Annotated in this window: 25 protein-coding genes; 8 read left to right on the top strand and 17 right to left on the bottom strand. The window is 46.2% G+C overall.

All coding sequences use genetic code 11. The features are described 5' to 3' along the window. The first annotated feature begins 2 nt into the window (after nt 1-2). Entirely contained in the window at nt 3-1,415 is a 1,413-nt protein-coding gene (locus OQY15_RS21970) for an ATP-binding protein (RefSeq protein ID WP_265794281.1), read from the top strand. Between the two features lies 1 nt (nt 1,416). On the opposite strand, the gene OQY15_RS21965 is transcribed toward OQY15_RS21970, so the two are convergent. Both OQY15_RS21965 and OQY15_RS21960 read right to left on the bottom strand, forming a co-directional pair. Then, nucleotides 1,417-1,659: a hypothetical protein gene (locus tag OQY15_RS21965; protein ID WP_265794280.1), complete on the bottom strand. Its 243-nt coding sequence runs from the start codon at nt 1,657-1,659 to the stop codon at nt 1,417-1,419. 37 nt (nt 1,660-1,696) lie between these two features. Continuing rightward, nucleotides 1,697-1,927 carry a hypothetical protein gene (locus OQY15_RS21960; RefSeq protein WP_265794279.1) on the bottom strand — a complete coding sequence of 77 codons (231 nt, stop codon included), beginning with the start codon at nt 1,925-1,927 and terminating at the stop codon, nt 1,697-1,699. A 155-nt stretch (nt 1,928-2,082) separates the two neighbouring features. On the opposite strand from OQY15_RS21960, the gene OQY15_RS21955 reads away from it, so the two are divergent. The 3 genes from OQY15_RS21955 to OQY15_RS21945 all read left to right on the top strand — a co-directional run bounded on the left by OQY15_RS21955 (nt 2,083) and on the right by OQY15_RS21945 (nt 4,751). Beyond that, nucleotides 2,083-2,958 (top strand): AraC family transcriptional regulator, encoded by an 876-nt coding sequence (locus tag OQY15_RS21955; RefSeq protein ID WP_265794277.1) that lies wholly within the window; start codon nt 2,083-2,085, stop codon nt 2,956-2,958. 92 nt (nt 2,959-3,050) lie between these two features. Beyond that, complete coding sequence (locus tag OQY15_RS21950; protein WP_265794276.1) at nt 3,051-3,941, top strand: helix-turn-helix domain-containing protein; 891 nt, start codon at nt 3,051-3,053, stop codon at nt 3,939-3,941. A gap of 75 nt (nt 3,942-4,016) precedes the next feature. Next, the gene (locus tag OQY15_RS21945) at nt 4,017-4,751 is read left to right on the top strand and encodes an SDR family NAD(P)-dependent oxidoreductase (protein WP_265794275.1); all 735 of its coding nucleotides are present in this window, start codon (nt 4,017-4,019) and stop codon (nt 4,749-4,751) included. A 38-nt stretch (nt 4,752-4,789) separates the two neighbouring features. Here the strand turns inward: OQY15_RS21945 and OQY15_RS21940 are convergent, their stop codons facing one another. The 5 genes from OQY15_RS21940 to OQY15_RS21920 form a co-directional block, all read right to left on the bottom strand. Continuing rightward, complete coding sequence (locus OQY15_RS21940; protein WP_265794274.1) at nt 4,790-5,536, bottom strand: hypothetical protein; 747 nt, start codon at nt 5,534-5,536, stop codon at nt 4,790-4,792. 683 nt (nt 5,537-6,219) lie between these two features. Beyond that, the gene (locus OQY15_RS21935) at nt 6,220-6,513 is read right to left on the bottom strand and encodes a nucleotidyltransferase domain-containing protein (RefSeq protein ID WP_265794272.1); all 294 of its coding nucleotides are present in this window, start codon (nt 6,511-6,513) and stop codon (nt 6,220-6,222) included. Nucleotides 6,514-6,631: 118 nt separating this feature from the next. Then, nucleotides 6,632-7,000, bottom strand: coding sequence for a glyoxalase (locus OQY15_RS21930; protein ID WP_265794271.1), 369 nt, complete (start codon nt 6,998-7,000; stop codon nt 6,632-6,634). A 365-nt stretch (nt 7,001-7,365) separates the two neighbouring features. Further along, nucleotides 7,366-8,109: a LytTR family DNA-binding domain-containing protein gene (locus OQY15_RS21925; protein ID WP_265794270.1), complete on the bottom strand. Its 744-nt coding sequence runs from the start codon at nt 8,107-8,109 to the stop codon at nt 7,366-7,368. Next, entirely contained in the window at nt 8,084-9,184 is a 1,101-nt protein-coding gene (locus OQY15_RS21920) for a histidine kinase (protein ID WP_265794268.1), read from the bottom strand. Before OQY15_RS21920 ends, OQY15_RS21925 begins: the two co-directional genes overlap by 26 nt. Nucleotides 9,185-9,360: 176 nt before the next feature. Here OQY15_RS21920 and OQY15_RS21915 point away from each other — a divergent pair, with 176 nt between their 5' ends. From OQY15_RS21915 to OQY15_RS21900, 4 genes are read left to right on the top strand one after another with little or no spacing between them, the layout of a single operon-like run. Beyond that, nucleotides 9,361-10,695, top strand: coding sequence for a TolC family protein (locus OQY15_RS21915; RefSeq protein ID WP_265794266.1), 1,335 nt, complete (start codon nt 9,361-9,363; stop codon nt 10,693-10,695). A gap of 3 nt (nt 10,696-10,698) precedes the next feature. Then, on the top strand, nt 10,699-11,970 hold the full coding sequence (locus OQY15_RS21910; protein ID WP_265794265.1) for an efflux RND transporter periplasmic adaptor subunit: 1,272 nt from the start codon (nt 10,699-10,701) through the stop codon (nt 11,968-11,970). Continuing rightward, nucleotides 11,967-12,713, top strand: coding sequence for an ABC transporter ATP-binding protein (locus tag OQY15_RS21905; RefSeq protein WP_322973409.1), 747 nt, complete (start codon nt 11,967-11,969; stop codon nt 12,711-12,713). Before OQY15_RS21910 ends, OQY15_RS21905 begins: the two co-directional genes overlap by 4 nt. Before the next feature lie 11 nt (nt 12,714-12,724). Further along, nucleotides 12,725-13,945, top strand: a complete 1,221-nt coding sequence (locus OQY15_RS21900; protein WP_265794263.1) for an ABC transporter permease — start codon at nt 12,725-12,727, stop codon at nt 13,943-13,945. 77 nt (nt 13,946-14,022) lie between these two features. Here the strand turns inward: OQY15_RS21900 and moaCB are convergent, their stop codons facing one another. From moaCB to OQY15_RS21850, 10 genes are all read right to left on the bottom strand, one after another. Next, on the bottom strand, nt 14,023-14,934 hold the full coding sequence (gene moaCB / locus OQY15_RS21895; RefSeq protein ID WP_265794262.1) for a bifunctional molybdenum cofactor biosynthesis protein MoaC/MoaB: 912 nt from the start codon (nt 14,932-14,934) through the stop codon (nt 14,023-14,025). Then, nucleotides 14,934-15,377, bottom strand: a complete 444-nt coding sequence (locus OQY15_RS21890; protein WP_265794261.1) for a molybdenum cofactor biosynthesis protein MoaE — start codon at nt 15,375-15,377, stop codon at nt 14,934-14,936. Before OQY15_RS21890 ends, moaCB begins: the two co-directional genes overlap by 1 nt. A gap of 7 nt (nt 15,378-15,384) precedes the next feature. After that, on the bottom strand, nt 15,385-16,488 hold the full coding sequence (locus OQY15_RS21885; RefSeq protein WP_265794260.1) for a HesA/MoeB/ThiF family protein: 1,104 nt from the start codon (nt 16,486-16,488) through the stop codon (nt 15,385-15,387). A gap of 1 nt (nt 16,489) precedes the next feature. Beyond that, entirely contained in the window at nt 16,490-16,723 is a 234-nt protein-coding gene (locus OQY15_RS21880; protein WP_265794258.1) for a MoaD/ThiS family protein, read from the bottom strand. A gap of 71 nt (nt 16,724-16,794) precedes the next feature. Further along, nucleotides 16,795-18,003 (bottom strand): gephyrin-like molybdotransferase Glp, encoded by a 1,209-nt coding sequence (glp, locus tag OQY15_RS21875; RefSeq protein WP_265794257.1) that lies wholly within the window; start codon nt 18,001-18,003, stop codon nt 16,795-16,797. A gap of 50 nt (nt 18,004-18,053) precedes the next feature. Next, a complete protein-coding gene (gene moaA, locus OQY15_RS21870; protein WP_265794255.1) occupies nt 18,054-19,034 on the bottom strand; it encodes a GTP 3',8-cyclase MoaA in 981 nt (326 codons plus the stop codon). Nucleotides 19,035-19,041: 7 nt separating this feature from the next. Next, the gene (locus OQY15_RS21865) at nt 19,042-19,662 is read right to left on the bottom strand and encodes a nucleotidyltransferase family protein (protein WP_265794254.1); all 621 of its coding nucleotides are present in this window, start codon (nt 19,660-19,662) and stop codon (nt 19,042-19,044) included. Beyond that, nucleotides 19,659-20,813 (bottom strand): XdhC/CoxI family protein, encoded by a 1,155-nt coding sequence (locus OQY15_RS21860; RefSeq protein ID WP_265794253.1) that lies wholly within the window; start codon nt 20,811-20,813, stop codon nt 19,659-19,661. The genes OQY15_RS21865 and OQY15_RS21860 overlap by 4 nt, the downstream gene beginning before the upstream one ends. 113 nt (nt 20,814-20,926) lie before the next feature. Continuing rightward, the gene (locus OQY15_RS21855) at nt 20,927-21,148 is read right to left on the bottom strand and encodes a hypothetical protein (RefSeq protein WP_265794252.1); all 222 of its coding nucleotides are present in this window, start codon (nt 21,146-21,148) and stop codon (nt 20,927-20,929) included. 154 nt (nt 21,149-21,302) lie between these two features. Then, nucleotides 21,303-22,358, bottom strand: coding sequence for an outer membrane beta-barrel protein (locus OQY15_RS21850; protein ID WP_265794250.1), 1,056 nt, complete (start codon nt 22,356-22,358; stop codon nt 21,303-21,305). Nucleotides 22,359-22,422: the final 64 nt, after the last annotated feature.

Below are 22,422 nucleotides of genomic sequence, written 5' to 3'. Positions count from 1 at the left end.
GAATGCTCAAACGATTTAAAACACCTCCAGGCAACAGAAGAGTACAATTATTGATTCTGCTCGTCTTTAGCGCGACAGTAATTAATATCGTTTTCTTCTTTCACCTGATGCAGCAGAATACGGAAAGCATGGAGGAAATAGCCAGGGATGAAAAAGCGGCGCTTTATACCCGCAGGATTCTGGGCACAATCAAAGATGCCGAACTGGGTCAGCGGGGATATATGCTGACAGGAAGGGAAAAATATCTGATGCCTTATAATCAATCGATTGGCATTCTCCCGCTGATACAGGACTCTCTCACGCAGCTTTTACAAAAACACTTTAGTAAAGCGGAACAGCTGAACATGGATACACTGAACCGGACACTGGCCAGCAAAGAGAATGAACTACGCAGGACAATACTCCTGAAAAAACAGCAGGAACCGGGACTGATGCTGGACCTGGTGAATACTGACCTCGGAGAAAATGATATGCGGGTGATCAGAAGGATAACGGGCCGCCTGCTGGAGAGATGCTACGCGGGCATGGCTAAGGAAAACCACAATATCGCAGAAACACTAAAAAAAAGAGAGATCAGTGTTGTCCTCTTTAGTATACTGGTGATCTCTGCGGTGGTGATCATGAGGATCAAAATCCTGAACCGCGACCGCTGGAATGCGGGTATGTTTGAAGCGATGAAGGTGCAGAACGTGAAGCTGACCAGTCAGCAGCAGGAACTGAAAAACCTGAGTGTGGACTTTTCTTCAAGAAATACAGAGCTGGAACACTTTACACATATTATATCGCACGACTTACGGGGGCCGCTGAGCAATATTAATTCTTTGATAGCTATACTGGAGGATGATGGCGCTGGCGACGGTGAAAACCCGGCATTTAAGATGCTGAAAAACTCTTCTGCAGGGCTCTTCCGTAAACTGGACGACCTGATTATTCTGCTGCGGGACAAGAAGGGCGGGATGTTGCTGAAGGAACCGGTTATACTTTCGCAGCTGCTGGCGGAAGTAAGGGTAAACTACAAAATGGAGATTGAAAGATCAGGAACGCTGATCGATGCTGATTTTGAAGAGGCAGATGAGGTGCTCTTTGTAAAGATCTATATGCAGAGTATTCTGCAGAACCTGATTAGCAATGCAATCAAATACCGTGATCCTGAGAAAACTAACCGGGTTACGCTGAAGACATTTAAGGAAGGTGATATGGTAAGGATCATGATCCGGGATAATGGCCAGGGGATTGATATGGATAAGTATGGCCGGGATATCTTCGGGCTGTTTAAAACCTTTCATACAAGCGAAGACAGTCACGGTGTGGGACTTTACCTGGTGAAAAAACAGGTGAATGAAATGGATGGCGACATCACGATACAAAGTGAAGTGGGCCACGGCACAACTTTTAATATTGTGATTCCTGCCTGAGTTAGGCTATAAGTTTCTGCGGCGAGTCTTTTGAGATCTTGGATTCGAGCAGGGAGGTTAATATTTCCAAAGGCAAGGTTGGCGAAAAGGGTGAAGTCCTGATGTAAAGCCAGTCGTCGGTTTTGCAGCTCTTGCCAATGGTATGAGAAACACCATTGCAGCTTACCTCATATAAGCCGGACCTTTGGTTCAGCTCAGTGATGTGATAAGTATAGCCCTGAATGGTAATCTCAAATCTACGCATGTTTAAGGTCGTTAATAAACCTATGTACACACATAAATCAGGCCAATTGCTCATCTTTTGCTTCGAGATCGTCGAGATAGTTCTTGATCTCCGACCAGCTGGGCTTGTGTGAAATGTTTTTATGTACTTCTATATAAGACATTAACTGATCCATTCTGTTTACCTCAAGCAGGTGAAGATAAGCGCAGAAATCAATCGGATTCTCTTCGGCCGTGCTGTTTGTTATTTCTGTAAAATCTTCCTTCAGTTTATCTATTTCGGGCTGCATAACAGTCATTTTTCTCGTGTTTTAAGTAAGTACTTAATCGATAATCATCCTTAGTAACTAAAATGATACCAAAAAAGTTTTCGGAAATCTTTGTACCTAATTCGTTTAACTTGCAGAAGTAACGAATTTTCTGGAGCTTCGGTTTCGACCCAACTATGAATAATATCATCAAAGAAATTACTCCCCTCACCCATAAGGACTGCTTTAGCATCTTCTCCAGGGAAAAGAAGAGCTTTGATTTTCCGCTGCACTTTCATGAAGAATATGAGTTGAATTTAATTATCAACGGGGCAGGTGCAAAACGTTTGATCGGGGATCATGAGGAGGAAATCTCAGATGTGGAACTGGTGCTGGTAGGCCCCAATTTGTCGCATACCTGGGAGACGTATCACTGCAAAAGTGATTCGGTAACTGAGGTGACGATCCAGTGGCATAAGGACTTGTTTGACGAGCGCTTTCTGAGAAAAACGCAGATGAAGGAGATCCGCGATATGCTGGAACGCTCGGCAAAAGGGCTGCTCTTTACTGAGGATACAACGGTATCGCTTTCGGCACAGCTGATGGCGCTGAATGACCTGAAGGGTTTTCATGGGGTGATGGAGCTGATGAATATTCTGCATGAGTTATCTCTTTCTGAAAATACAAGGGTTTTGTCTGAGGTTGCGATTAACAATAACCAGATCCTGTATCCGAACAGTCGGCGCATTGATAAGGCCTTCGATTATATGAATGCGAATTTCCAGAAGCAGATTAACCTGAAGGAACTGGCGCAGCTGGTGAGTATGACGGATGTTTCTTTCAGCAGGTTTATCAGTAAAAGGACGGGAAATACTTTTGTGGATACGCTGAATGAGATCAGACTGGGTCATGCGACGAGGCTGCTGATAGAAACAACGCTGCCCATCGCGGATATCGCAGTGAATTGTGGATTTAACAACATCTCTAACTTTAACAGGATCTTTAAGAAGAAGAAATTGAGCACGCCGAAGGAGTTTCGCGAAAACTTCTGTGGTACGAGTGTGTTTATCTGATTTCTCTTGTTGAAGGTTTTCCTTTGTGGAAGGCTCTCTTTGGCTTTCCCCCCGTTGATATCATAATGTTTCAAAAATAGTATCTTTAGATAATGCAAGTAATCAGTCCTCTTTCGCAATTACCGGTCTATGAGCTGGAACCAGATGAGTTCAGCGGCAGCAAACAGTTTAAGGTCTACCATTTTGAAGGTATGCGACCTGTCCATTCCGACCTGCTGGTGCCACACCGTAAGGATCATTTTCTGTTTGCCTTTGTCAGAAAGGGGGGTATGCGTCAGTGGCTGGATATGAAACCTCATGTTTTGAAGGACTATACGCTTTACTTTTACCATCCGGGAAGGGTGATCGTAAAGGAAGAAGCGGATCTCCTCTGGAGTTCTGCCATTGCTTTTACACCGGAATTTCTGACGATGCAGGGAAATACTTCGCTGAGTAATCTTCCTTTGATACAGAATCCGCATCAGGCGCATGAGTTGCTGCTCTCCCCGGCTGATATTGAGTTTATGGAGGATATTTTCTCAAAAATCATTGCGGAGAACCGGAAACCGGGCGAATGGCAACAACGGATGCTGGGGGCTTATGTTTCATTAATGCTGACCTACCTGAGCCGCCTGTATACAGAGCAATATCAAAGTATAGATTCTTCTGCAGATCAGCTGCTGGTGAAGAGGTTCCAGGCGAAGATTGACGAGAGTTTCCATGAGCTGCATGAAGTGGGTGACTATGCTTCGCTGCTGCATATCTCTGCCGGGCACCTGAGTGAGGTGGTGAAAACACAAAGTGGTAAACCGGCGATCAAACATATCCACGAAAGGCTGGTGATGGAAGCGCGCCGACTGCTTTTTCATACGACTAACCCGATGAAGGAGATTGCCTATGATCTGGGTTTTTCTGATGCTTCTTACTTTAACCGCTTCTTTAAAAGGGAAACGGGTGATACTCCTGCGGGCTACCGCAGCAAAATCCGCGAAATGTACCATTAACACCGTTGTATGTGTTACACCTGAGCAGCTGTTGCCCCATAGATTTGTACTGTTAAACAAAGACTATATAATTCTATGAAAACAGTATTGATTACAGGTGCAAACAAAAGCATCGGACTGGAAACAGCAAGACAATTATTACAAAAAGGATATTATGTGTACCTGGGCTGTCGGGATCTGCTGAAAGGCAAAGAAGCGGTGACTGCGCTTCATGCAGAAGGCTTAACTGCGGTTGAACCACTGGAGATAGATGTAAATGATGCTGCATCGGTTAAATCAGCGCGTGCCTTACTGGGACAAAAAACGGAGGTGCTGGATGTGCTGATCAACAATGCAGGGATCAGTGGTACGATGCAGGGTGCCATAGAAACGGATCTCTCGGTATTCAGACAGGTTTTTGAAACTAACTTTTTTGGGGTGATTGAGGTTACACAGGCTTTTATAGACCTGATGAGGGCGGCGCCTGAGCCGAGGATCGTGAACGTAACTTCTGGCCTGGGTTCATTGAACCTGCATCAGGATTCTTCCTGGAAATATTACGGTCTGAAGGTGGCGAGTTACTTTCCTTCTAAAGCAGCACTGAACGCTTTTACGATAGCTTTATCAAATGATTTGCTGGATACGCCATTTAAGGTAAATGCTGTGGATCCGGGTTATACGGCTACAGATTTTAACCACCATTCTGGTCCGGGCACTGTGCCGGATGCGGCTGCAAGGGTGGTGAAGGCGGCTGTTCTGGGAGCTGATGGTCCTACAGGGACGTTCTTTAGTGATGATAACGCACCGGAAACAGGGATTAGTGCCTGGTAGTACTTTTAGATGCTAAACTGCCTGAGGGTGGTTTAGCATCATTTTTTCTTCTTTGCGCCGCCGACATTGATGACAGCACCTAAGGTGAAGATAGAATTTCCGGCGGTCATGTATTTGCGGTTTTTAAGTCCGAAATTACTGCTGGTGGTATACTGCAGCTGCACAGCATCGCTGAGGCGCATGCGGGTGAAAAAGATGGGTTCCAGAAAGATGTTATCTTCTTTGGGCGCCACCATTCCATTGATAAAAAAGTTATCCATACTCACATGGCTGATGCGGAAAGCAGTACCATAGTTGAGGGTGTAGTTGTTGCCAAAAAGATGGAGGTTCTTGTTTTTCTTGGAGCTGTAGTTAACCTGCAGGAAGGTTTTGCTGAAATCTGTGACCTGCAGCTCTGTACTGACCAGCTCATCAGATTCGTAATTGCGGTAACTGCGGTTGGTCTTTCCTGTCCCTACCCCGGCATAGATCTCCAGGATCCTGTTATTTTCCGGTCCGAAGGTGGTGAAGTATCCCCCGCCGATCTCGATTTGTTTATGGTTGAAATCCTTGCGCCTGCGTTCACTGTTCATATAGGCTCCTCCCATGAGTACGCCAATATGGTTGGTTACGGCGTATGCTCCATTGAAATTTCCATTGCCCCGCAGCGAAACATGCGCGCCGCCGCTAAACTCGCCCTGCTGACTGAGCATAGGGGTATTGGGCACGTTGGGCACATATACCGATGAGCAGGAACTGAAACATAACAGGGCAACACAAGAGATCAATTTAAATGGTTTCAACATTTTATAAAGTTATTCAGTTTTACTAAAGTATCAAGACGCTTCTTAATGAAGCAATATCTTGATTACAAAGCAGCTTCGTTTTTTATGGTCACAAATATTCGCTAAAAACAAGGCCAAAAATCTTAAAAAATGAAAATTTTATGAAGAACTGTGTTTTTGGGCTCTTCGATACGATTTTATCTGGATTTTTATTAAACGTTATATCTACGCTTAAACAATTAAGCTGATGGGTTCGCTTGACGCGGAATACGCGGCTTATATAGGACTGATACTATTTTAGCATAGTGTAATTTTAACACTAAATAAATATGTTTCCGAAGGCCTCAGAAATGGAGCTGAAAATGACGTTTTTAGGGCTGATCTGGCGGTTACATCAAAAATTATCAATCTGAATATCAAAAGATTAAAGATATTTTGAGGATATTTTTGATATTTTACATACAGGTAATTACTATAACTTATAGATTTGGTTAGTGTTGAAAACACAATAACTATTCTAACCAAATATAACCTGTATGACTCTTTTTACAAGACCCGAAAGGGTTCTTGTAATACTGATTTACCCCTCATTCAGAATTTCTAAAATGAGATCTAATTTGAGATTTCATAAATCAATCAGTACTAATTGAAACTTTTTACGCTAAAACGAGGCATCAAATAAGCGTTGTATTTTCTCACCCAATCTACCTTTCATAGATTAAGATCTTATCTTTGTCAACAAAAGGCTTTACATATTTTGATAATCCTTCATAGCTTACCAAATCAACCTTTTTCTGCAGGATTTCCTCTAATTCTTCTTTGTAGGAGTAGAACTTCATACCTATAGGCTTGGTATGATCCAATTCTACAAGAATATCAATGTCGCTATTCTCAGCGGCTTCATCTCTGGAGTATGACCCAAAAACATAGGCTTTTTTAACCGGGCGACCAGAAAAAAAACTTTTGATATAACCGATATGCTTTTCAGATAGAATCATTTCAAAACAAATATAATCAATTCTAGACACTTAATAGAAATTGGCATAGCCTTCAATTATGAAGCATCAACCGAGTAATATTAAAATGAAACTTTAGATTTACTCGTTTGATCGAATTTTACTTCGTTATAAAATTACCAAAATGTAAAAGCACACCTGCAGGATCAAGCATAAAACATTCCTGCCCCCAGCTTTCTTTTCTGATAGGCATGAGCTTTACACCTTCATATTTTTTATCCAGCTCCAGGGCAGCCAATTGTTGATAAGTCAACTCTACATCTTTGACCTCCAGAAAAAGCATGGTATTCTCTATCCAGTCTTTCTGATAATACTTCTGCAGATAGAAATTGAACAGATCAACTGTGAACAATGATAAATCATGACTGATGACAGTCTCTGCGAACCCAAGGTCGCTGTAAAAGGCCCTGGAAATGTTAAAATCCTTTGCTCCAATAAAGGGTCTCAGGGAATTGATTTCAAGTTTCATAATTACAAGATAGCTGATTATTTACATAACTCACAAAAGCTCTGTTAGCTTTCCCACATCGTTATTCACAATGTAAGATAATCAAAAACAAGGCATTACCAGAAACAGTGTTAATAACTAAAATCACGTTACCAACACTGTGAGTAAAATTGTTAATGACTACGAAGCTACTAACCACCGCTTTTCAGCTTTTAAAACCCCAGCAATCCGCTGCTTAAAATCAAACATTAGCTGCTCCGCGAAGTACTTTGATCAGGCAGTATTTTGTGCCCCAAACTTCACATCACTTATTGTGCTGAGCACTAAAATGCTCTTTATACCGCTCCGTGCAGTGCCTTAATCAAGCAGTATTTTCTGCATCAATTTCACATCCACTTACTCAAATATGCACTAAAATGCTCCTTATACTGCTCCCCTACGGTAATCGCCATATCGCCGATATTAAGACTATTCTTCGTCACGGAACTCACCTTATCCAGCGCAACGATATAAGAACGATGCACCCGCATAAACAATTTCGGAGACAACTTCTGCTCCAGCGCTTTCAATGTGATCAAAGATAATATCGGTTTGGGTGTACTCTCCAGATAAACCTTAGCATAATCTTTCAGCCCCTCGATATACAAGATATCACGTGTAGATACCCGCACCATCTGGTACTCCACTTTCAAAAAGATAAACTCATCCTCATCGGCAGGCGGAGCAACAGCGGCCGCAGCAGCAGCAGGCTTCAGCAGTTCCGCATAGGCCATGGCTTTATTCGCTGCAATCAGGAACTCCTCATAGTTGAAAGGCTTGAGCAGATAATCCAGCGCATCAACCTTGTACCCCTCCAGCGCGAAGTTATTAAAGGCCGTGGTGAAGATCACCCTTGGTCCGGCACTCCCAGGCTGACGATCCAGTATCCGCGCCAGCTGCAATCCCGTGAGATCGGGCATCTGGATATCCAGAAAGATCAGATCAATCTGCTGATCGTGGATCATCTCCAGGGCTTTTACCCCGCTTGAAAAGCTTCCTGCAAGACGCAGAAAAGGGGTACTTTCTATAAAGCTGCAAACCAGGCCCAGAGCCAGCGGCTCATCATCAACGGCTATACAATTCAGGATCATCGATTATTATTTTTAAATGAACAACAAACTCATTACTGTCTTCGGTCTTTAGCGCCGAAAAAGTATGTTTGCCGGGATACAATAGATCCAGGCGCCTCTTGGTATTACTGAGGCCGATTCCCCCGTAGCTGTCTACAATTTCTGCACCTTCATTAAAGATCGAATTGGTGACCTTCAGTTCCAGTACATTCTCTTCCTGGCTGAGCTCTATACGGATCTCCGAGGGCTCTACCGCACTCACACCATGTTTAAAAGCATTTTCTATATACGGAAGAAATAACATGGGAGCAATATTGATATCTTTTCTCAGCAGCGGCCCCTCAAATGATACTTTTGTGGTATCATTCAGACGCAGCTTCATCAGCTCCAGGTAATCCACAATAAAGGATACTTCTTTACTTAAAGGCGTAATCCCGGCCTGGGTATCATATAATAAGTAGCGCATCATCCGCGATAATTTATGCAGTGCCTTACGGGAGTTTTCTACATCTACATGTGTAAGCGCGTAGATGTTATTAAGTGTATTGAAAAAGAAATGCGGGTTGATTTGTGCCTTCAGAAAAGATAGCTCTGAGCCTATCCTTTCCTTCTCCAATGCCTCACGCTGCTGTTTGTCGGCCTGCCACTTCTGGATCAGCGTAACACTCGTACTGATCCCCAGGATCATCAGTGTCATCATCATCAGGAAAATATCCAGCCTGTCCTTCCTTCTGAAAGGCCTTACAAATCCCGAAGCATTAAAAGCCTTATCCATCAGCGCAGGCAGCTGCAGGGCATCATCCAGCATACTAAAGAGCGGACCAACAGCGATCAGGATCGCCAGGATCACCAGGATAAAGCCCAGGTTATTGTTCTTCATCAGCAACTGCGGCACAAAGATCTTGCTGTTGACATAAAATACCGCAACCAGCATCGTGAGCACCCCGGTCTGTTTGATCCAGAACTCCAGAGGCAGCTGGATATTCCAGCTCATGGGCTGATAAAAAAGTAGGATAAATGCGAAGAGCATCCACACCAAAAGCTGGAGGAGAATATTTATATATGCCCGGCTTTTTACCGGATTGAGTTTTTCCATAATCACGTATTCGTTAAGCGTACAAGGTACTCAACCTTCGCAGAAATGTCCAAATGTTTACGTCGGCTGCTTTCAGCCTCCTGTCGGTAGATTTTCCCTGCCGGTCTATTCTGTTTTTTAAATAGGCTAAAGAACTGTTGATTTGACTATTAAACAAGGATTTTTATACTCATCATATGTCAAGATTAATCATTAAAAGTCTGCTCCTGGTTTTCCTGAGCTTTTCCTTTATCAAAGGATATAGTCAGGACAGTACAGGAAAATCCCTGCCGCCGGTCTGGGATCTTGCCGCCTGCCTCGAGTATGCGAAGACTAATAATATCACGCTGAAGAACCTGCGGCTGGACACAAAAAGTGCCGAGCAGGATAAGCTGCTGGCAAAATCAGCACTGCTGCCCGACCTCTACGGATCCGGCTCTTTGTCGTACAACCACTATAACCGCAATACCACGGGTACCACTTCAGGCATCAACTCTTCGGGATCGTATGGTGTAAGTTCTGCATGGACGCTGTACCAGGGAGGGTACTTGAAAACGGATATCAAACAGAAAGACCTATCGGTACAATCTGCCAATTACAATGTGCTGGTGAGCGAAAATGATATCACTTTACAAATTACACAGGCTTATCTGAATATCCTGATTGATAAGGAAAGTATCATTTATAACAAAGACCTGGTGAAAACATCTACCGCGCAGCTGGCACAGGCAAAACGCCGCTTTGATGCGGGTACAGTAGCGAAAAAGGTGGTCATCCAGTTTGAAGCACAGCTGGCAGCTGATAAATACAACCTGACAGCCGCGGAGAATGCAGAGCGCCAGGATAAAATCACACTCAGACAATTACTGCAACTGGGTCAGACTCCGGAATTTGACGTGGTAAAACCGGATACAGTGACATCTGATGCCGCAGTGCCCGACCTGGCGACGGTACAGAAATACGCACTGGAAAATCGCCCGGAGATCAAAGGCGCCGAACTCGCGGTGCGCATTGCGGATCTGGATCTCAGCAAAGCCAAATCGGGTTATCTGCCTACCCTCACACTGGGTGCAGGTATCGGTACAAGCTTTGCAAAAGACCCCACTTATAATGTGTTCAGACAGTTTGATAACAATTTTTATCAGCAGGCAGGGCTGACCTTATCCGTACCGATCTTTACCAAAAGACAGAACAAAACCAATGTAGCGAAAGCAAGGATCGCGATAGACCAGACAAGGAACACGCTGGAGAATGCAAAAACAACTTTATCGCTGACTACAGAGCAGGCTTTTATTACCGTACAGAACGCAAAAACGCAGTTTAATTCGGCCACTGAAAACCTGACCTATAACAAGGAGCTGTACAGGATATCAAATGAAGAACTGAGAATCGGAACAGCCAATATTTACGATTTCTATCAGCAGCGCAATCTCTATGTACAGGCGCTGCAAAGCTTTATACAAGCCAAATACAATGCTGCCCTGGCAGTGAGAATATATGAATTTTACCTGGGAGTACCAATTAAATTATAAGACATGAAGCCTAAAAAAATTATCCTGATTATTATTTCTATCGTGGTCATATTGGGCCTGATATGGTTTTTCTTCATGCGGAACAAGGAACAACCGGCGATGGTGACGACAGAAAAACCGGAAACGGGTGCAATATCTACCAGCGTAACCGCTACAGGCACGATACAGCCGGTAGATACGGTGACCGTGGGTACCCAGGTCTCGGGAACGCTGTCTGCGATGTATGCGGATTTTAACTCAACGGTTAAGAAGGGACAGCTGCTGGCTGAACTGGATCCGATCCTGCTGCAGGCAACGGTAGACCAGGCAAAAGCAAGTCTGGCGCAGGCTCAGAGTAATGAGATCTACCAGCAGGCCAACTTTAAACGTCAGGAACTGCTGTTTAAAACGGACGCGATCAGCAAGGCGGAGTACGACCTGGCTAAGAACACCTTCCAGGTAGCCAAAGCAAATGTGAACAATACGCGGGCACAGCTGCGCTCGGCAGAAAGGAACTTGTCCTTCACCAAGATCTACTCTCCTATTGACGGGGTGGTACTGGGCAGAAGTGTCAGCATCGGTCAGACGGTGGCGGCGAGTTTTAGTACGCCGACGCTGTTTACCATCGCCAAGGATATCACGAAGATGCAGGTAGAAGCTAAAGTGGATGAGGCAGATATCGGCAATGTGCTGAAAGGGCAGCGCTCAACCTTTACCGTGGATGCCTTTATCGATGATACTTTCAATGGTACGGTAAAGGAAATACGCCTGCAACCGGTGATCTCTTCCAATGTGGTGACATACACGACGATCATTGATGCGCCAAATGACGATAAGAAACTGAAACCGGGAATGACGGCGAGTATCGTGATTTACACCAAAGAGATCAAAGATGCACTGCTGATATCTGCACAGGCATTGAAGTTCCGCCCGGATTCTACCCTGGGCAAGGAATATGAAATTGTGCCGATCAAAGGTATGGGAGATAAAAAATCTAACATGAAGACGGGAGCAAGATCGGGTGCCGGCGCAAAACAAACGGTGACTGCCGCCAGCGGCGAGAAAAAGGAGATTGTAAAAGATGAACCGAGTTTCGTGTGGCTGGTACAGGGCAAAAAGCTGGTGCAGAAACGGATTAAAACCGGACTGAACGACAATACGCATGTGCAGGTACTGGAAGGGCTGACGGCCGATGATGTAATTGCATCGGGTTCTGAGCAGGTGGCCAAAGGTGCCCCGGCTGGCGCAGCATCAAGTCCTTTTATGCCGAAAAGACCGGGAGGAGGCAGACGATGAGCAACAAGATCCTGGAAATAAAAGAGGTGAAACGTGAGTTTATCATGGGCACTGAAACGGTAAGGGCGCTGAAAGGGATATCCTTTGATGTGAACGCCGGGGAGTTCGTAACGATCATGGGCAGCAGTGGCTCCGGTAAAACGACGCTGCTGAATATGCTGGGCTGCCTGGACAAACCTACGGAAGGCACGTATATGCTGGACAATGTGAATGTGAAGGAACTGAGCAAAGATGAACTGGCGAAACTGAGAAATACGAAGATTGGCTTTGTTTTCCAGGCCTATAACCTGCTGCCAAGAACTACAGCCCTGGAAAACGTGGAGCTTCCCCTATTATATAATCCCCTGATCAGCTCGCAGGAGCGCAGAGAAAGGGCCATTGCAGCATTACAGGCGGTCAAATTGGACGGACGATTTGACCACACACCAAATCAGTTGTCCGGCGGTCAGCAGCAGCGTGTTGCGATCGCCAGGGCGCTGGTGAATGAACCGGTGATGATTCTCGCGGATGAGGCTACAGGAAACCTGGATACGCGTACTTCTTACGAGATCATGGCGCTGATGCAGGACCTGAATGCAAACGGCAAAACGATTGTGTTTGTGACGCATGAGCCTGATATCGCAGGATTTAGCACCAGGACGGTGATGCTGAGGGATGGCAAGGTGCAGAAGGATACGGAGAACACCAACCGCCGCTCTGCAAAAGAGGCACTGGCATCGCTGCCGGAAACGGACGATTATTAAAAGATAATATTATGAAGATCATTAATCTAATACTTCTGGCGATTAAAGCGCTGCAACGGAACAAACTCCGGGCGCTGCTGACGATGCTGGGCATCATTATAGGGGTGGCTTCGGTGATCACGATGATGTCTATCGGCGAAGGCTCCAAACAAAGCATCAACAACTCCCTGTCGAGCATGGGCTCCAATATGATCACGATCATGCCGCAAAGTAATGAACCGGGAGGCGCAAGGATCATGGGGAGCAGCTTTAAAACGCTGACGATAAAAGATGTGGAGGCTTTGCAAAAGAACGCACCGCACATTGCGATGATATCGCCATTGGCATCCTCCTCGGGCCAGTCGATCAACGCGGCGGCCAACTGGCCGACAACCATACAGGGGGTGAGTCCGGAATACCTGGAGATCCGCAAGCTCTCTGTACAGGACGGGATTATTTTCTCTGAGCAGGATGTAAAATCTTCTGCGAAGGTCTGCCTGCTGGGAAAAACAGTGGTAGACAACCTCTTCCCCAATGGGGAGAGTCCGCTGGGAAAAGTGATCCGCTTTGGAAAGATCCCCTTACAGGTGATCGGGGTGCTGACGGCAAAGGGAACGAGCAATTTTGGACAGGACCAGGATGATATTATCATTGCCCCCTACACGACGATACAGAAAAGGGTGCTTTCTTCGATTTACTTTAACCAGATCTATGCCTCGGCAACGAAGGAAGATGATTCAGACGAGGCTGTTGATGAAGCTACAGTGGCGCTGAAAGCGACCCACAAGATCAGGGAAGGCGAAGAAAACGATTTCCAGATCCGCACACAGGCAGAGCTGATGACGATGCTGAACTCTACCAGCAGCATGATGACGGCTCTGCTGACTGCCGTAGCGAGTATCTCACTGGTGATCGGTGGGATCGGGATTATGAACATTATGTATGTTTCTGTAACCGAGAGAACGCGGGAGATTGGCTTGAGGATGTCCATTGGTGCGCGGGGTATCGATATCCTGCTGCAGTTCCTGATTGAAGCAGTGATGATCAGTGTTACAGGAGGGGTGATTGGCGTGGTACTGGGGATCTCCGCAGCGATCATTATACCCTCGATGCTGAACTGGCCGACAGTGATTTCGGAATCCTCGATTGTGATCTCCTTCCTGGTCTGTGCCGTTACAGGTATATTTTTCGGATACTATCCCGCATTGAAAGCTTCGGGACTTGACCCTATCGAAGCGCTGCGCTACGAATAAAACGCCGGAACGCGTTTAAAGATTCTCATTTCTCATATCTACGGTCCGGTTCCGCAAAGGAGCCGGGCCGTTAAAGTTTAATCATGTCTTGTACCATCCTGCACTTTAAACACATGCAGCACTGCCGGGAACAAAGCGTCTATACTCTCTTCTACGCCTTTTACTGATCCCGGAAGGGTCATAACCAGGGTATTCTTAATAAATCCCGCTACGCCCCGCGAAAGCATCGCATAAGGCATTCTGTCCTGGCCATACTTACGTACGTTCTCCATAATACCAGGAATCTCTTTGTCGAGCAATGGCGCAATCGCATCAGGTGTAACATCCCTTGGGGATAATCCCGTACCACCAGTGAAGATCAGCAGGTCGTATTGCTCTGCAACAAGATCCAGAGTTTTTTGCTGAATGAGGGCGAAATCGTCCGCAATGATATCGTAATGGTTGGTCTCCAGTTTAAACTGCTCCAGCTTACTGATGATCGCTTTACCTGAGCCATCCTGTTTTTCGCCTTTGGCGATGCTGTCTGAACAAACGACAACGGCAGTTTTTAAAGTGCTGCCCTCAGGAAGTTTATACTGGCTTTTACCTCCGGTTTTATGATCTAAACGGATGTTGGCGATCTCGATGCCTTTATCGATCGGCTTGAGCATATCATACAAGGTAAGTGCAGTGACTGACGCGCCATGCATGGCCTCTACCTCTACCCCGGTTTTGTAAATAGTATGCACCTCTACGCGGATCCTAATCTCCAAACCCTCGATCTCATGTGTGATTGCGGTGTACTCTATGGGCAGCGGATGGCAGTCGGGAATGACATCGCTGGTCTTTTTTACCGCAAACAACCCGGCAACGCGGGAAAATTCAAAGACATCGCCCTTGGGCACTTTCTTTTGCACAATGGCATCGATGGTATGCTGACCGGAAACTTTTACCGTAGCCATGGCCACAGCCTTGCGCAGGGTATCGGATTTATGAGTAATGCTGACCATTATTTATTTTCTTTCCATTGGTGAGATTCGTCTGTTAAAATTTCTTTGCCCCAGATGGGCAGTTCTGCCTTGATGCGCTCTACGAGTTCATCACAGGCTTCCATCGCAGCTTTGCGGTGTTTGGAAGACGTAAATACAAACAGGCAGATTTCTCCCGCAGCGATGAGTCCGAGGCTATGGTGCACATGCATACAGGTAAGGGGATATTTTTCGAAGATTGCTTCGCGGATCTCGTACATCTTCTCCAGTGCCAGTTCTTCATAGGCGGTGTAACTGATACCGGCTACCTGCTGGTCGCCAATCTCGTCTGCACGCACTTGTCCTAAAAATATACTGTGTGCACCAATATCTTTTTTTGTATGATGTTTACGGATGCTTTCAGCGATGGTATCAGCCGAAATTGCCCCGTTAACAAATATATTTCTCAGTTTCTTTTCTCTCATTTCTGCGTTAATTTAAGCGTAAGATACCACCTTTTAAGCTATAGAACTCCTTGCCGGGATATACTTCCTGCAATATTTCTCCTGCCAGGATACTCCTTACCCCGGAATGGCAGAAAAGGATTACTTTATCTTTGTCTATAGCGGGCACTTGTTTGCGGATCTCTGACAGCGGGATCCGGATATGGTCGAACGTAGCTTCAGGAAGCTCTCCGTCTTCGCGGACGTCGATAATTTCATAGTCCTCATCAAACAGCATCTCCCTGAATTCGCCGGGACTCAATTCTTCAATCTGTGAAGTAGTAGCCCTGATGCCACAGAACCAGTTATAGTCGGTCTGCAGGAAAGCATCCAGATCGGAAGGCAGGTTGCGCTGACTGGCCTCATCAGGACTCAGGTTAACCTTATACGTAGAATTGTTGTACAAATTGTAGATGAGCATCTGATTGATCAGGGGCTCGCCGGTACCGGAAATGAGTTTGATGGCTTCAGCGGCCTGCATAGTACCGATGATTCCGGGCAATACGCCCAATACGCCTGCTTCTGCGCAGTTGAGCACTTCTCCGGGCTGCGGGGGATTGGGAAAGATATCCCTGTAGTTGACTTTCCTGCCATCAGCATCGCTGACATTGAAAATAGCTACCTGGCCTTCGGATTCAGACAGTGCCCCATAGATCAGGGGCAGGTGCAGCAAGGCACAGGCATCGTTGACCATATAGCGGGTAGGGAAGTTATCAGAACCATCAATGATAATATCAAATTTGCTCATGATCAGCGCTGCATTCTGATTGCTCAGCTCCAGCGGATAGGCGATGATATTGATATCGGGATTAAACAGACTGAGTTTTTCTGCGGCACAATCTGCCTTTAAGCGGCCTACATCGGCCACGCTGTATAAGATCTGGCGGTGGAGGTTACTGAGCTCTACCACATCGTGATCGACAATCCCCAGGGTACCGACTCCCGCAGCAGCGAGGTATTGCAGGATCGGGCATCCCAGTCCGCCAGCACCGATGACCAGCACTTTTGCGTTGTACAGCTTCTGCTGTCCGGCAGGGCCGAAGTCTTTGAGGATCATCTGCCTTGCATAACGTTCTTTACCTTTGACCGCCATGTTAGCCTCCCGAAAATGGCGGCATTAAAGCCACAGTCATACCATCTGTTAAAGCTTTGTTGCCATGAATGATCTCCTGGTTAACAGCTACCTGATACTTGATCTGCGCCAATCCTGGATATTGGGACGACAGGCGCTGGGCAAGGGTATTCGTATCGGACACATCCTCCATATGGAGGACGCTCTGACCCAACAGTTCGGTCAGCCTTCCGAATAATAATATCTTTATGTTCATTGAGAATTTATGTTATTCAGTGGCTATCAAATTATCTTTTGAAGCCTCATTATCAATTGATATCTCCCTGATTATTCGGGGAAGATATATACTTTCACTACGCTGCCTGCAGGGAATTCTGTCTCGCCCTCCGGCAGCTCAATCATACAGTTTGCCTGTGCAAATGAACTCATTCTGAAGGATTCCTGAGCGCTCAGGGGAGTAACATTTCCGTCATTAAAATTTGCCTTCAGGAAATGTGTGAGTCCGGCCCCCTTGGTATACTCATGGGTTAAGACAGCCTCCCGGGTTTTCAGGCTTCCGGTAAACTGACCCTCTTCCAGCAGACCACTGCGGTAATCCATCATTTTCTCCAGTGCCGGCAGCACATACTGGTAGAAACAGCTGAGCACTGATGAAGGATTGCCGGGAAGACCAAATACGACATGTTTATCGGTTTTACCAAAAAACAGGGGTTTGCCGGGCTTCTGTCTGATCTTATGGAAGATCTGCCTTACGCCCGTAGCGCGGGAGGCACTGAGCACAAAATCATAATCCCCTACGCTTACGCCGCCGGTAAGCAGCACCACATCGTTCATCGACAGGGCTTCTTTGAGTACAACGGTAAGCTCATTGAGATCGTCATCAGCACTGTAAAAATTGATCTTGGTGACCTGTGCGAGTTCGAGTGCAGCGGCGAGGGAATAGGAATTGGATTCATAGACCTGCCCGAAGGCGAGTTCTTCGCCCGGGGTCTGCAGTTCTTTACCGGTAACGATAATGGCAACGGAAGGATGGAGACAGACCTCTACTTCAGTTACTCCAATGCCAGCGAGAAAGCCAAGGGCTGCGGGTGTGAGCTTACTGCCTTTTTGCATAGCCAGGGCACCTGCCTGAGCTTCTGCACCTTTCTGGCGCACATGGATGCCGGGTGAGAGCTGTTCATCAAGCACTGTAAGAACTCCATCGTTAACTTCTACTTTTTCCTGCATCACTACGGTGTCTGCCCCCTGTGGAAGAGGGGCGCCGGTGAAGATCCGTGCGGCATGCTCCGGCAGCAGGGTAAACTGCTCCTCTGCACCTGCCTGCATCTCCCCGCTGATCGTCAATGGCAGCGAACGCTCATCATACCGGATGGCGTAACCATCCATTGACGACTGCTCATAAGCTGGTATATCAATTTTTGCATAGATATCTTTTCCCAATGTGAAACCCGCAGCAAGTGCCAGCGGCATGGGATGTAAGGGCATGGGAACTATGTGTTCCTGTATCAGTGATTTTGCTTCTTTTACGGAGATCATAGTGTTAGATTTTTGATGAGACAGATTCTTTAGCTGATCAGGATCAAAAACTATCCCCCGATCGTGATCATACTTCTGTTATGGATCGTATCAGCCTCTATGGTTTCAAATAAGCCGGAGAATTGCCCGCCGAGGGCTTTAGCCTTGCTGCCGATACATTGATAAATCAGTGGCAGCACATCCTCTCCCATTCTCAAAGGGCCCAGCAGATCTGTTTCTGCTTCCGAGAAAAGACAGTTCTTCAGTTTCCCGTCGGCCGTTAAACGCATTCTGTTGCAGGTACCGCAAAAGGGTGCGCTCATGGTGCTGATTACAGCAAATGAGCCTGCATGCCCCGGCACCTGGTAATGTTTGGCCGTATCGTTTGCTCCACCCGGAAGGGCTATATATTGATAACGGGAAGATACCAGGTTCAGTATATCCTCCAGCGAAACTACCTGGTTGCTTGTCCAGCGGTTTCCTGCAAAAGGCATGAACTCAATAAAACGGACTTCTATAGGCTGATCTTTTGTCCATTCGATAAAATCGACGATTTCCATATCGTTGAGCCCTTTCATCACGACCACGTTGATCTTGACGCGGATCTGGTTTTGCAGCAATAAGTTGATGTTATCTTTTACCTGCTGAAAGATATTTCTTCTGGTAATGATCTGAAACTTATCAGCCTGCAGGGTATCCAGACTGACGTTAATAGATTTGATATTGGCTTTCAGAAATACGTCGATGAAATCATGCACACGAGCACCATTGGTGGTGAGGGAGAGATCGATATTCATTCTTCCCAGTGCTGAAATGATCTGAGCTGCATCTTTACGCACGAGTGGTTCGCCACCGGTAAGACGGATTTTATTGACGCCCTCTGCTACGAAGGTTCTGGCAAGGCTTTCAATCTCGGAAGCCTGCATCAGTTTGGAAGCCTGTGTAAACTCATACTCTTCTTCTGGCATACAGTAAAAACAGCGCAGGTTACAGTTATCTGTAAGCGAGATACGCAGGTAATTGTGTATACGGTTGTAAGAGTCTTTTATCATTTTATCGTTATTGAGAGATTAGCTTTTGATAATCCTCTTGTGTATCTATATCAATTTCCCCTTTTTCGAAGGGTACTGAAGCTACCTCAGCTTCATGTTTTTTGAGCAGCTTACGGGCACCTTCGGCTCCTTTAAGCTCCAGCAGCTCCTGAAAATGCTGCTTAGCAAAGTAAACCGGCGTGCCTAAAGTTCCCTTGTATGCACTGGCAACAATACTTTTTCCGGAATGTTTTGCCTGATCCGCCAAAGCCTGCAGCACAACTGAACTGAGGAAGGGCTGATCGCATACGGTTAAAATAACACCATCCAGATCTGTATCTCCAGTTACTGAAGTATTTTCTTCAGGATTGAAGTTCAGCAGTGCTGATAAACCAGTCCTGATGGATGAGCTCATTCCCTCTTCCCATGCGGTATTGTAAATGATATTTACTCCCAAAGGTTCAATATCCGCTGCAATAGCTTCATGTTTATCCCCTAAGATAACAACTACATTGCTATCTGCGGTATTTTTGGCTGCCTCAATGGTGTGCGACAACAAACTTTTATGCTGGTATGACAATAGCTGTTTTGGTGATCCCAGTCGCGATGAGGAACCTGCCGCAAGAATAATGATGGCTATTTTACTCATAGCTCTATAATCGTTTTATTTAAACGGTGCTGGTGTATTGGCTCCAGTTTATCCCTGAGGGACAGACCAGAGGTTTTAGTAAGTACTTTCTTGATCTCTGCAGCAACAGACAGCGCAATCTCCTCGGCAGTTTCAGCACCCAGATCGAGCCCTACAGGACCGAAGATTCTGTGCATCTGCTCCGGGTTCAGTGTTAACCCCTGCTCCTGCAGGTCATCAATCATCCGCTCCAGCTTCTTCTTTGGGCCAAGACTACCGATATAAAAAGGCTGTTCCTGCCGGATCAGATTTTTCAGCAGGGCAAGATCGTAATTGTAGTTATGTGTCATCAGGATAAAAACCGTCTGATCATCTACCGGAATTTGTGAAAGCACCTCATCCGGCTTAGCCACAAGGACCCTTCCGGCATCTGGAAAACGCTGCAGACTGGCGTGTGTGGCACGTCCATCCACGATTGTACTTTCCCAGCCCAGGATGTTTGCCATCGCTGCCAGCGGAAAAGCATCATTACCCGCACCGGCGATCACCAGCGCTACGGGAGGCCTGACAAATTCTACAAATGCAGTGAGCAGGTGTTCTCCAAAGAGGTAATCGCTGATAAATGATTGTTTGGTAAGCATGGCATGATTGGCATCAGCGAGTAGTTCAGGGCCATACCGATCAGTGGACACGTATTCTGAAACGGCAGTTTCCGGCAGTACCAGTAAACAGGTTCCGGGAACGGTAAGCTGAGGATGTGATAAAGAGAAAAGGGTGACAAGCACGCCTTCCTGCCGCTTTGAGGATAATTCCTGCAAGAGATGTATGGGATGGAGCTCCAGATCGGCATTGATCGGCTCAAACAGAATATGCACAATGCCGTTACAGCCCAGCTGTACACCAAACTTGGCATCATCTTCATCTGAAGTATCATAGGTAACCAGCTTGTTCTGCTGCTGATTGATCACGAGCAGTGCCTTGCGCAGGGCATCACCTTCAAGGCAGCCGCCGCTGATTGCACCCGTTAACATACCATCATCGGTGACCAGCATTCTGGCTCCGGGACGTCGGTAAGAGGACCCTTCTACATGAACGACAGTAGCCAGTGCCATTCTCTTTCCTTCCCCTGACGCTTTGTTATAGGCTGCAATGATATCTGATATCTCTTTCATATGATTAAACTGTACCGTTTATTGTCTTTGCTGATAACAAAGATAACATCAAATTCGCTGATATGTTTACGGACAGCCAGGCCAGGGCTGGTATGAAAGCAATAAAAAATGGTCTACATGCGGTAACGCAGCGATACCGAGCGGCCTAATGCCTGGGCAAAATCCGGTTCAATGGTAACGTCCCCGTCTTGTTGTACCCATATTTTACTGATATCTTTTGATAATGTAATAGTTGACCCATTCAGGACTATCTTTAACTCGGCAGTATCCTTATTTATCTCTGCTCCATTGATAATCTCATAGACATAGTCAGTGTCTTTATACGTAATACGCATCTTCAATCCCATATTCTTCTCCTTGGCTCAAAGGTAAATTAAAACATTTATAACTGGGAGTTTTTGTTTTTATTGCCCCAAATGTCTCATGAACGCCGATTTTTGGCAGCAAAAAAAACCAACCTGCCATATGGAGCAGGTTGGCGATAATCAATTAAAAGGCATAAACTGCTGCCAGCGAGAACTGGGAAGCAGTCTTTGCAGGGTCGAGGTTGTGTTTTACAAACTGGTTGGAGGAGGCGTTATCCATTCTGATTTCGGGGATAAAAGTGAGGCCTCCGGCTTTGAGGTTTGCCGAGAGGGTAACTGCAGTTACAGACTCACCGGGAACTACACCGGCGAAGGTGATGCCCTCAGCTTCATCTTTGGATTTAAAATATTCTCCCCGAAGGCCGAGAGAGAAGTTTTCTGTAAAAGCATTTTGCAGATAAAGTGCCGCACCGCTATATCCGCCCATGTTGTTGCTGACATTGTAGGTGGCGGCATTGAGACCGAGCTTAACGGTCTCCGTAGCCTGATAGGTGCTGGTGAGGTCATAGATGCTGCCACTGCCGCCCATCCCGGCTACTCTTCCAGTAAGCATGTTCAGGTAAGTAACGAGTCCTTCTGCAGGAGCGAGGGTAAGTTGTGCACCAAAGTGTGAAACACCGTTGACATCACGGTACACATTCCAGTCGTTAAACAAGCCGGCCATGAGTGAAACTTTTGGCGAGAACTCATAGCTGACCTTGATACCGCCATTCTGGAAAGGTCCGTTGGTAAAGAGGTACGAGGTAGAATAGTTGTAATTGCCCAACGGCGAGATCACTTCAAGCCCGATAAAGGTAGCCATGTATCCCGCAGTTGCGGACAGTTTTGGCGTGAAGGCATACTTCACAAACAGGTTCTGAATGTGAAAAGAGTTTTCAGAATCTGGTTTGTCACCCTCGGGGATTGAACCATACTGCCCTCTGGGACCAAAGGAAAGCTCACCCACGAAAGAAGCTTTACCGGTAGTCTTTTTAAGGAGCAGGTCGATCATCCCGAGTGACACGGAATTATGGTCGTTCGCAAAGCTGGTACCAATGTTTGGCTGATCAGCAAAATCGTATTTGTAATAGGTATCCACCGAGCCCGAAATTTCTACGGGGAGGTTGGGAATTACCGTTTGGGCAGAGACATAGCTAGCCAGGGCCACTGCAAATGCAGTAGAAATCAGTTTTAAAATCATAAAGGGAGAATTTTACACTTCTAAATTCACCGGGTGGTCAGCAGGTTATTTATCGTTTGGCGCC

Source organism: Pedobacter sp. MC2016-15, assembly GCF_026239695.1.
In the GTDB taxonomy this organism is placed as follows: Bacteria; Bacteroidota; Bacteroidia; order Sphingobacteriales; family Sphingobacteriaceae; genus Pedobacter.
This window is presented reverse-complemented; position numbering and strand designations above follow the sequence as displayed.

Bases quoted from the DNA above. Each gene is read 5' to 3' on its own strand.
- OQY15_RS21970 (WP_265794281.1), top strand. From the start codon at position 3: ATGCTCAAACGATTTAAAACACCTCCAGGCAACAGAAGAGTACAATTA.
- OQY15_RS21965 (WP_265794280.1), bottom strand. From the start codon at position 1,659: ATGCGTAGATTTGAGATTACCATTCAGGGCTATACTTATCACATCACT.
- OQY15_RS21960 (WP_265794279.1), bottom strand. From the start codon at position 1,927: ATGCAGCCCGAAATAGATAAACTGAAGGAAGATTTTACAGAAATAACA.
- OQY15_RS21955 (WP_265794277.1), top strand. From the start codon at position 2,083: ATGAATAATATCATCAAAGAAATTACTCCCCTCACCCATAAGGACTGC.
- OQY15_RS21950 (WP_265794276.1), top strand. From the start codon at position 3,051: ATGCAAGTAATCAGTCCTCTTTCGCAATTACCGGTCTATGAGCTGGAA.
- OQY15_RS21945 (WP_265794275.1), top strand. From the start codon at position 4,017: ATGAAAACAGTATTGATTACAGGTGCAAACAAAAGCATCGGACTGGAA.
- OQY15_RS21940 (WP_265794274.1), bottom strand. From the start codon at position 5,536: ATGTTGAAACCATTTAAATTGATCTCTTGTGTTGCCCTGTTATGTTTC.
- OQY15_RS21935 (WP_265794272.1), bottom strand. From the start codon at position 6,513: ATGATTCTATCTGAAAAGCATATCGGTTATATCAAAAGTTTTTTTTCT.
- OQY15_RS21930 (WP_265794271.1), bottom strand. From the start codon at position 7,000: ATGAAACTTGAAATCAATTCCCTGAGACCCTTTATTGGAGCAAAGGAT.
- OQY15_RS21925 (WP_265794270.1), bottom strand. From the start codon at position 8,109: ATGATCCTGAATTGTATAGCCGTTGATGATGAGCCGCTGGCTCTGGGC.
- OQY15_RS21920 (WP_265794268.1), bottom strand. From the start codon at position 9,184: ATGGAAAAACTCAATCCGGTAAAAAGCCGGGCATATATAAATATTCTC.
- OQY15_RS21915 (WP_265794266.1), top strand. From the start codon at position 9,361: ATGTCAAGATTAATCATTAAAAGTCTGCTCCTGGTTTTCCTGAGCTTT.
- OQY15_RS21910 (WP_265794265.1), top strand. From the start codon at position 10,699: ATGAAGCCTAAAAAAATTATCCTGATTATTATTTCTATCGTGGTCATA.
- OQY15_RS21905 (WP_322973409.1), top strand. From the start codon at position 11,967: ATGAGCAACAAGATCCTGGAAATAAAAGAGGTGAAACGTGAGTTTATC.
- OQY15_RS21900 (WP_265794263.1), top strand. From the start codon at position 12,725: ATGAAGATCATTAATCTAATACTTCTGGCGATTAAAGCGCTGCAACGG.
- moaCB (WP_265794262.1), bottom strand. From the start codon at position 14,934: ATGGTCAGCATTACTCATAAATCCGATACCCTGCGCAAGGCTGTGGCC.
- OQY15_RS21890 (WP_265794261.1), bottom strand. From the start codon at position 15,377: ATGAGAGAAAAGAAACTGAGAAATATATTTGTTAACGGGGCAATTTCG.
- OQY15_RS21885 (WP_265794260.1), bottom strand. From the start codon at position 16,488: ATGGCGGTCAAAGGTAAAGAACGTTATGCAAGGCAGATGATCCTCAAA.
- OQY15_RS21880 (WP_265794258.1), bottom strand. From the start codon at position 16,723: ATGAACATAAAGATATTATTATTCGGAAGGCTGACCGAACTGTTGGGT.
- glp (WP_265794257.1), bottom strand. From the start codon at position 18,003: ATGATCTCCGTAAAAGAAGCAAAATCACTGATACAGGAACACATAGTT.
- moaA (WP_265794255.1), bottom strand. From the start codon at position 19,034: ATGATAAAAGACTCTTACAACCGTATACACAATTACCTGCGTATCTCG.
- OQY15_RS21865 (WP_265794254.1), bottom strand. From the start codon at position 19,662: ATGAGTAAAATAGCCATCATTATTCTTGCGGCAGGTTCCTCATCGCGA.
- OQY15_RS21860 (WP_265794253.1), bottom strand. From the start codon at position 20,813: ATGAAAGAGATATCAGATATCATTGCAGCCTATAACAAAGCGTCAGGG.
- OQY15_RS21855 (WP_265794252.1), bottom strand. From the start codon at position 21,148: ATGCGTATTACGTATAAAGACACTGACTATGTCTATGAGATTATCAAT.
- OQY15_RS21850 (WP_265794250.1), bottom strand. From the start codon at position 22,358: ATGATTTTAAAACTGATTTCTACTGCATTTGCAGTGGCCCTGGCTAGC.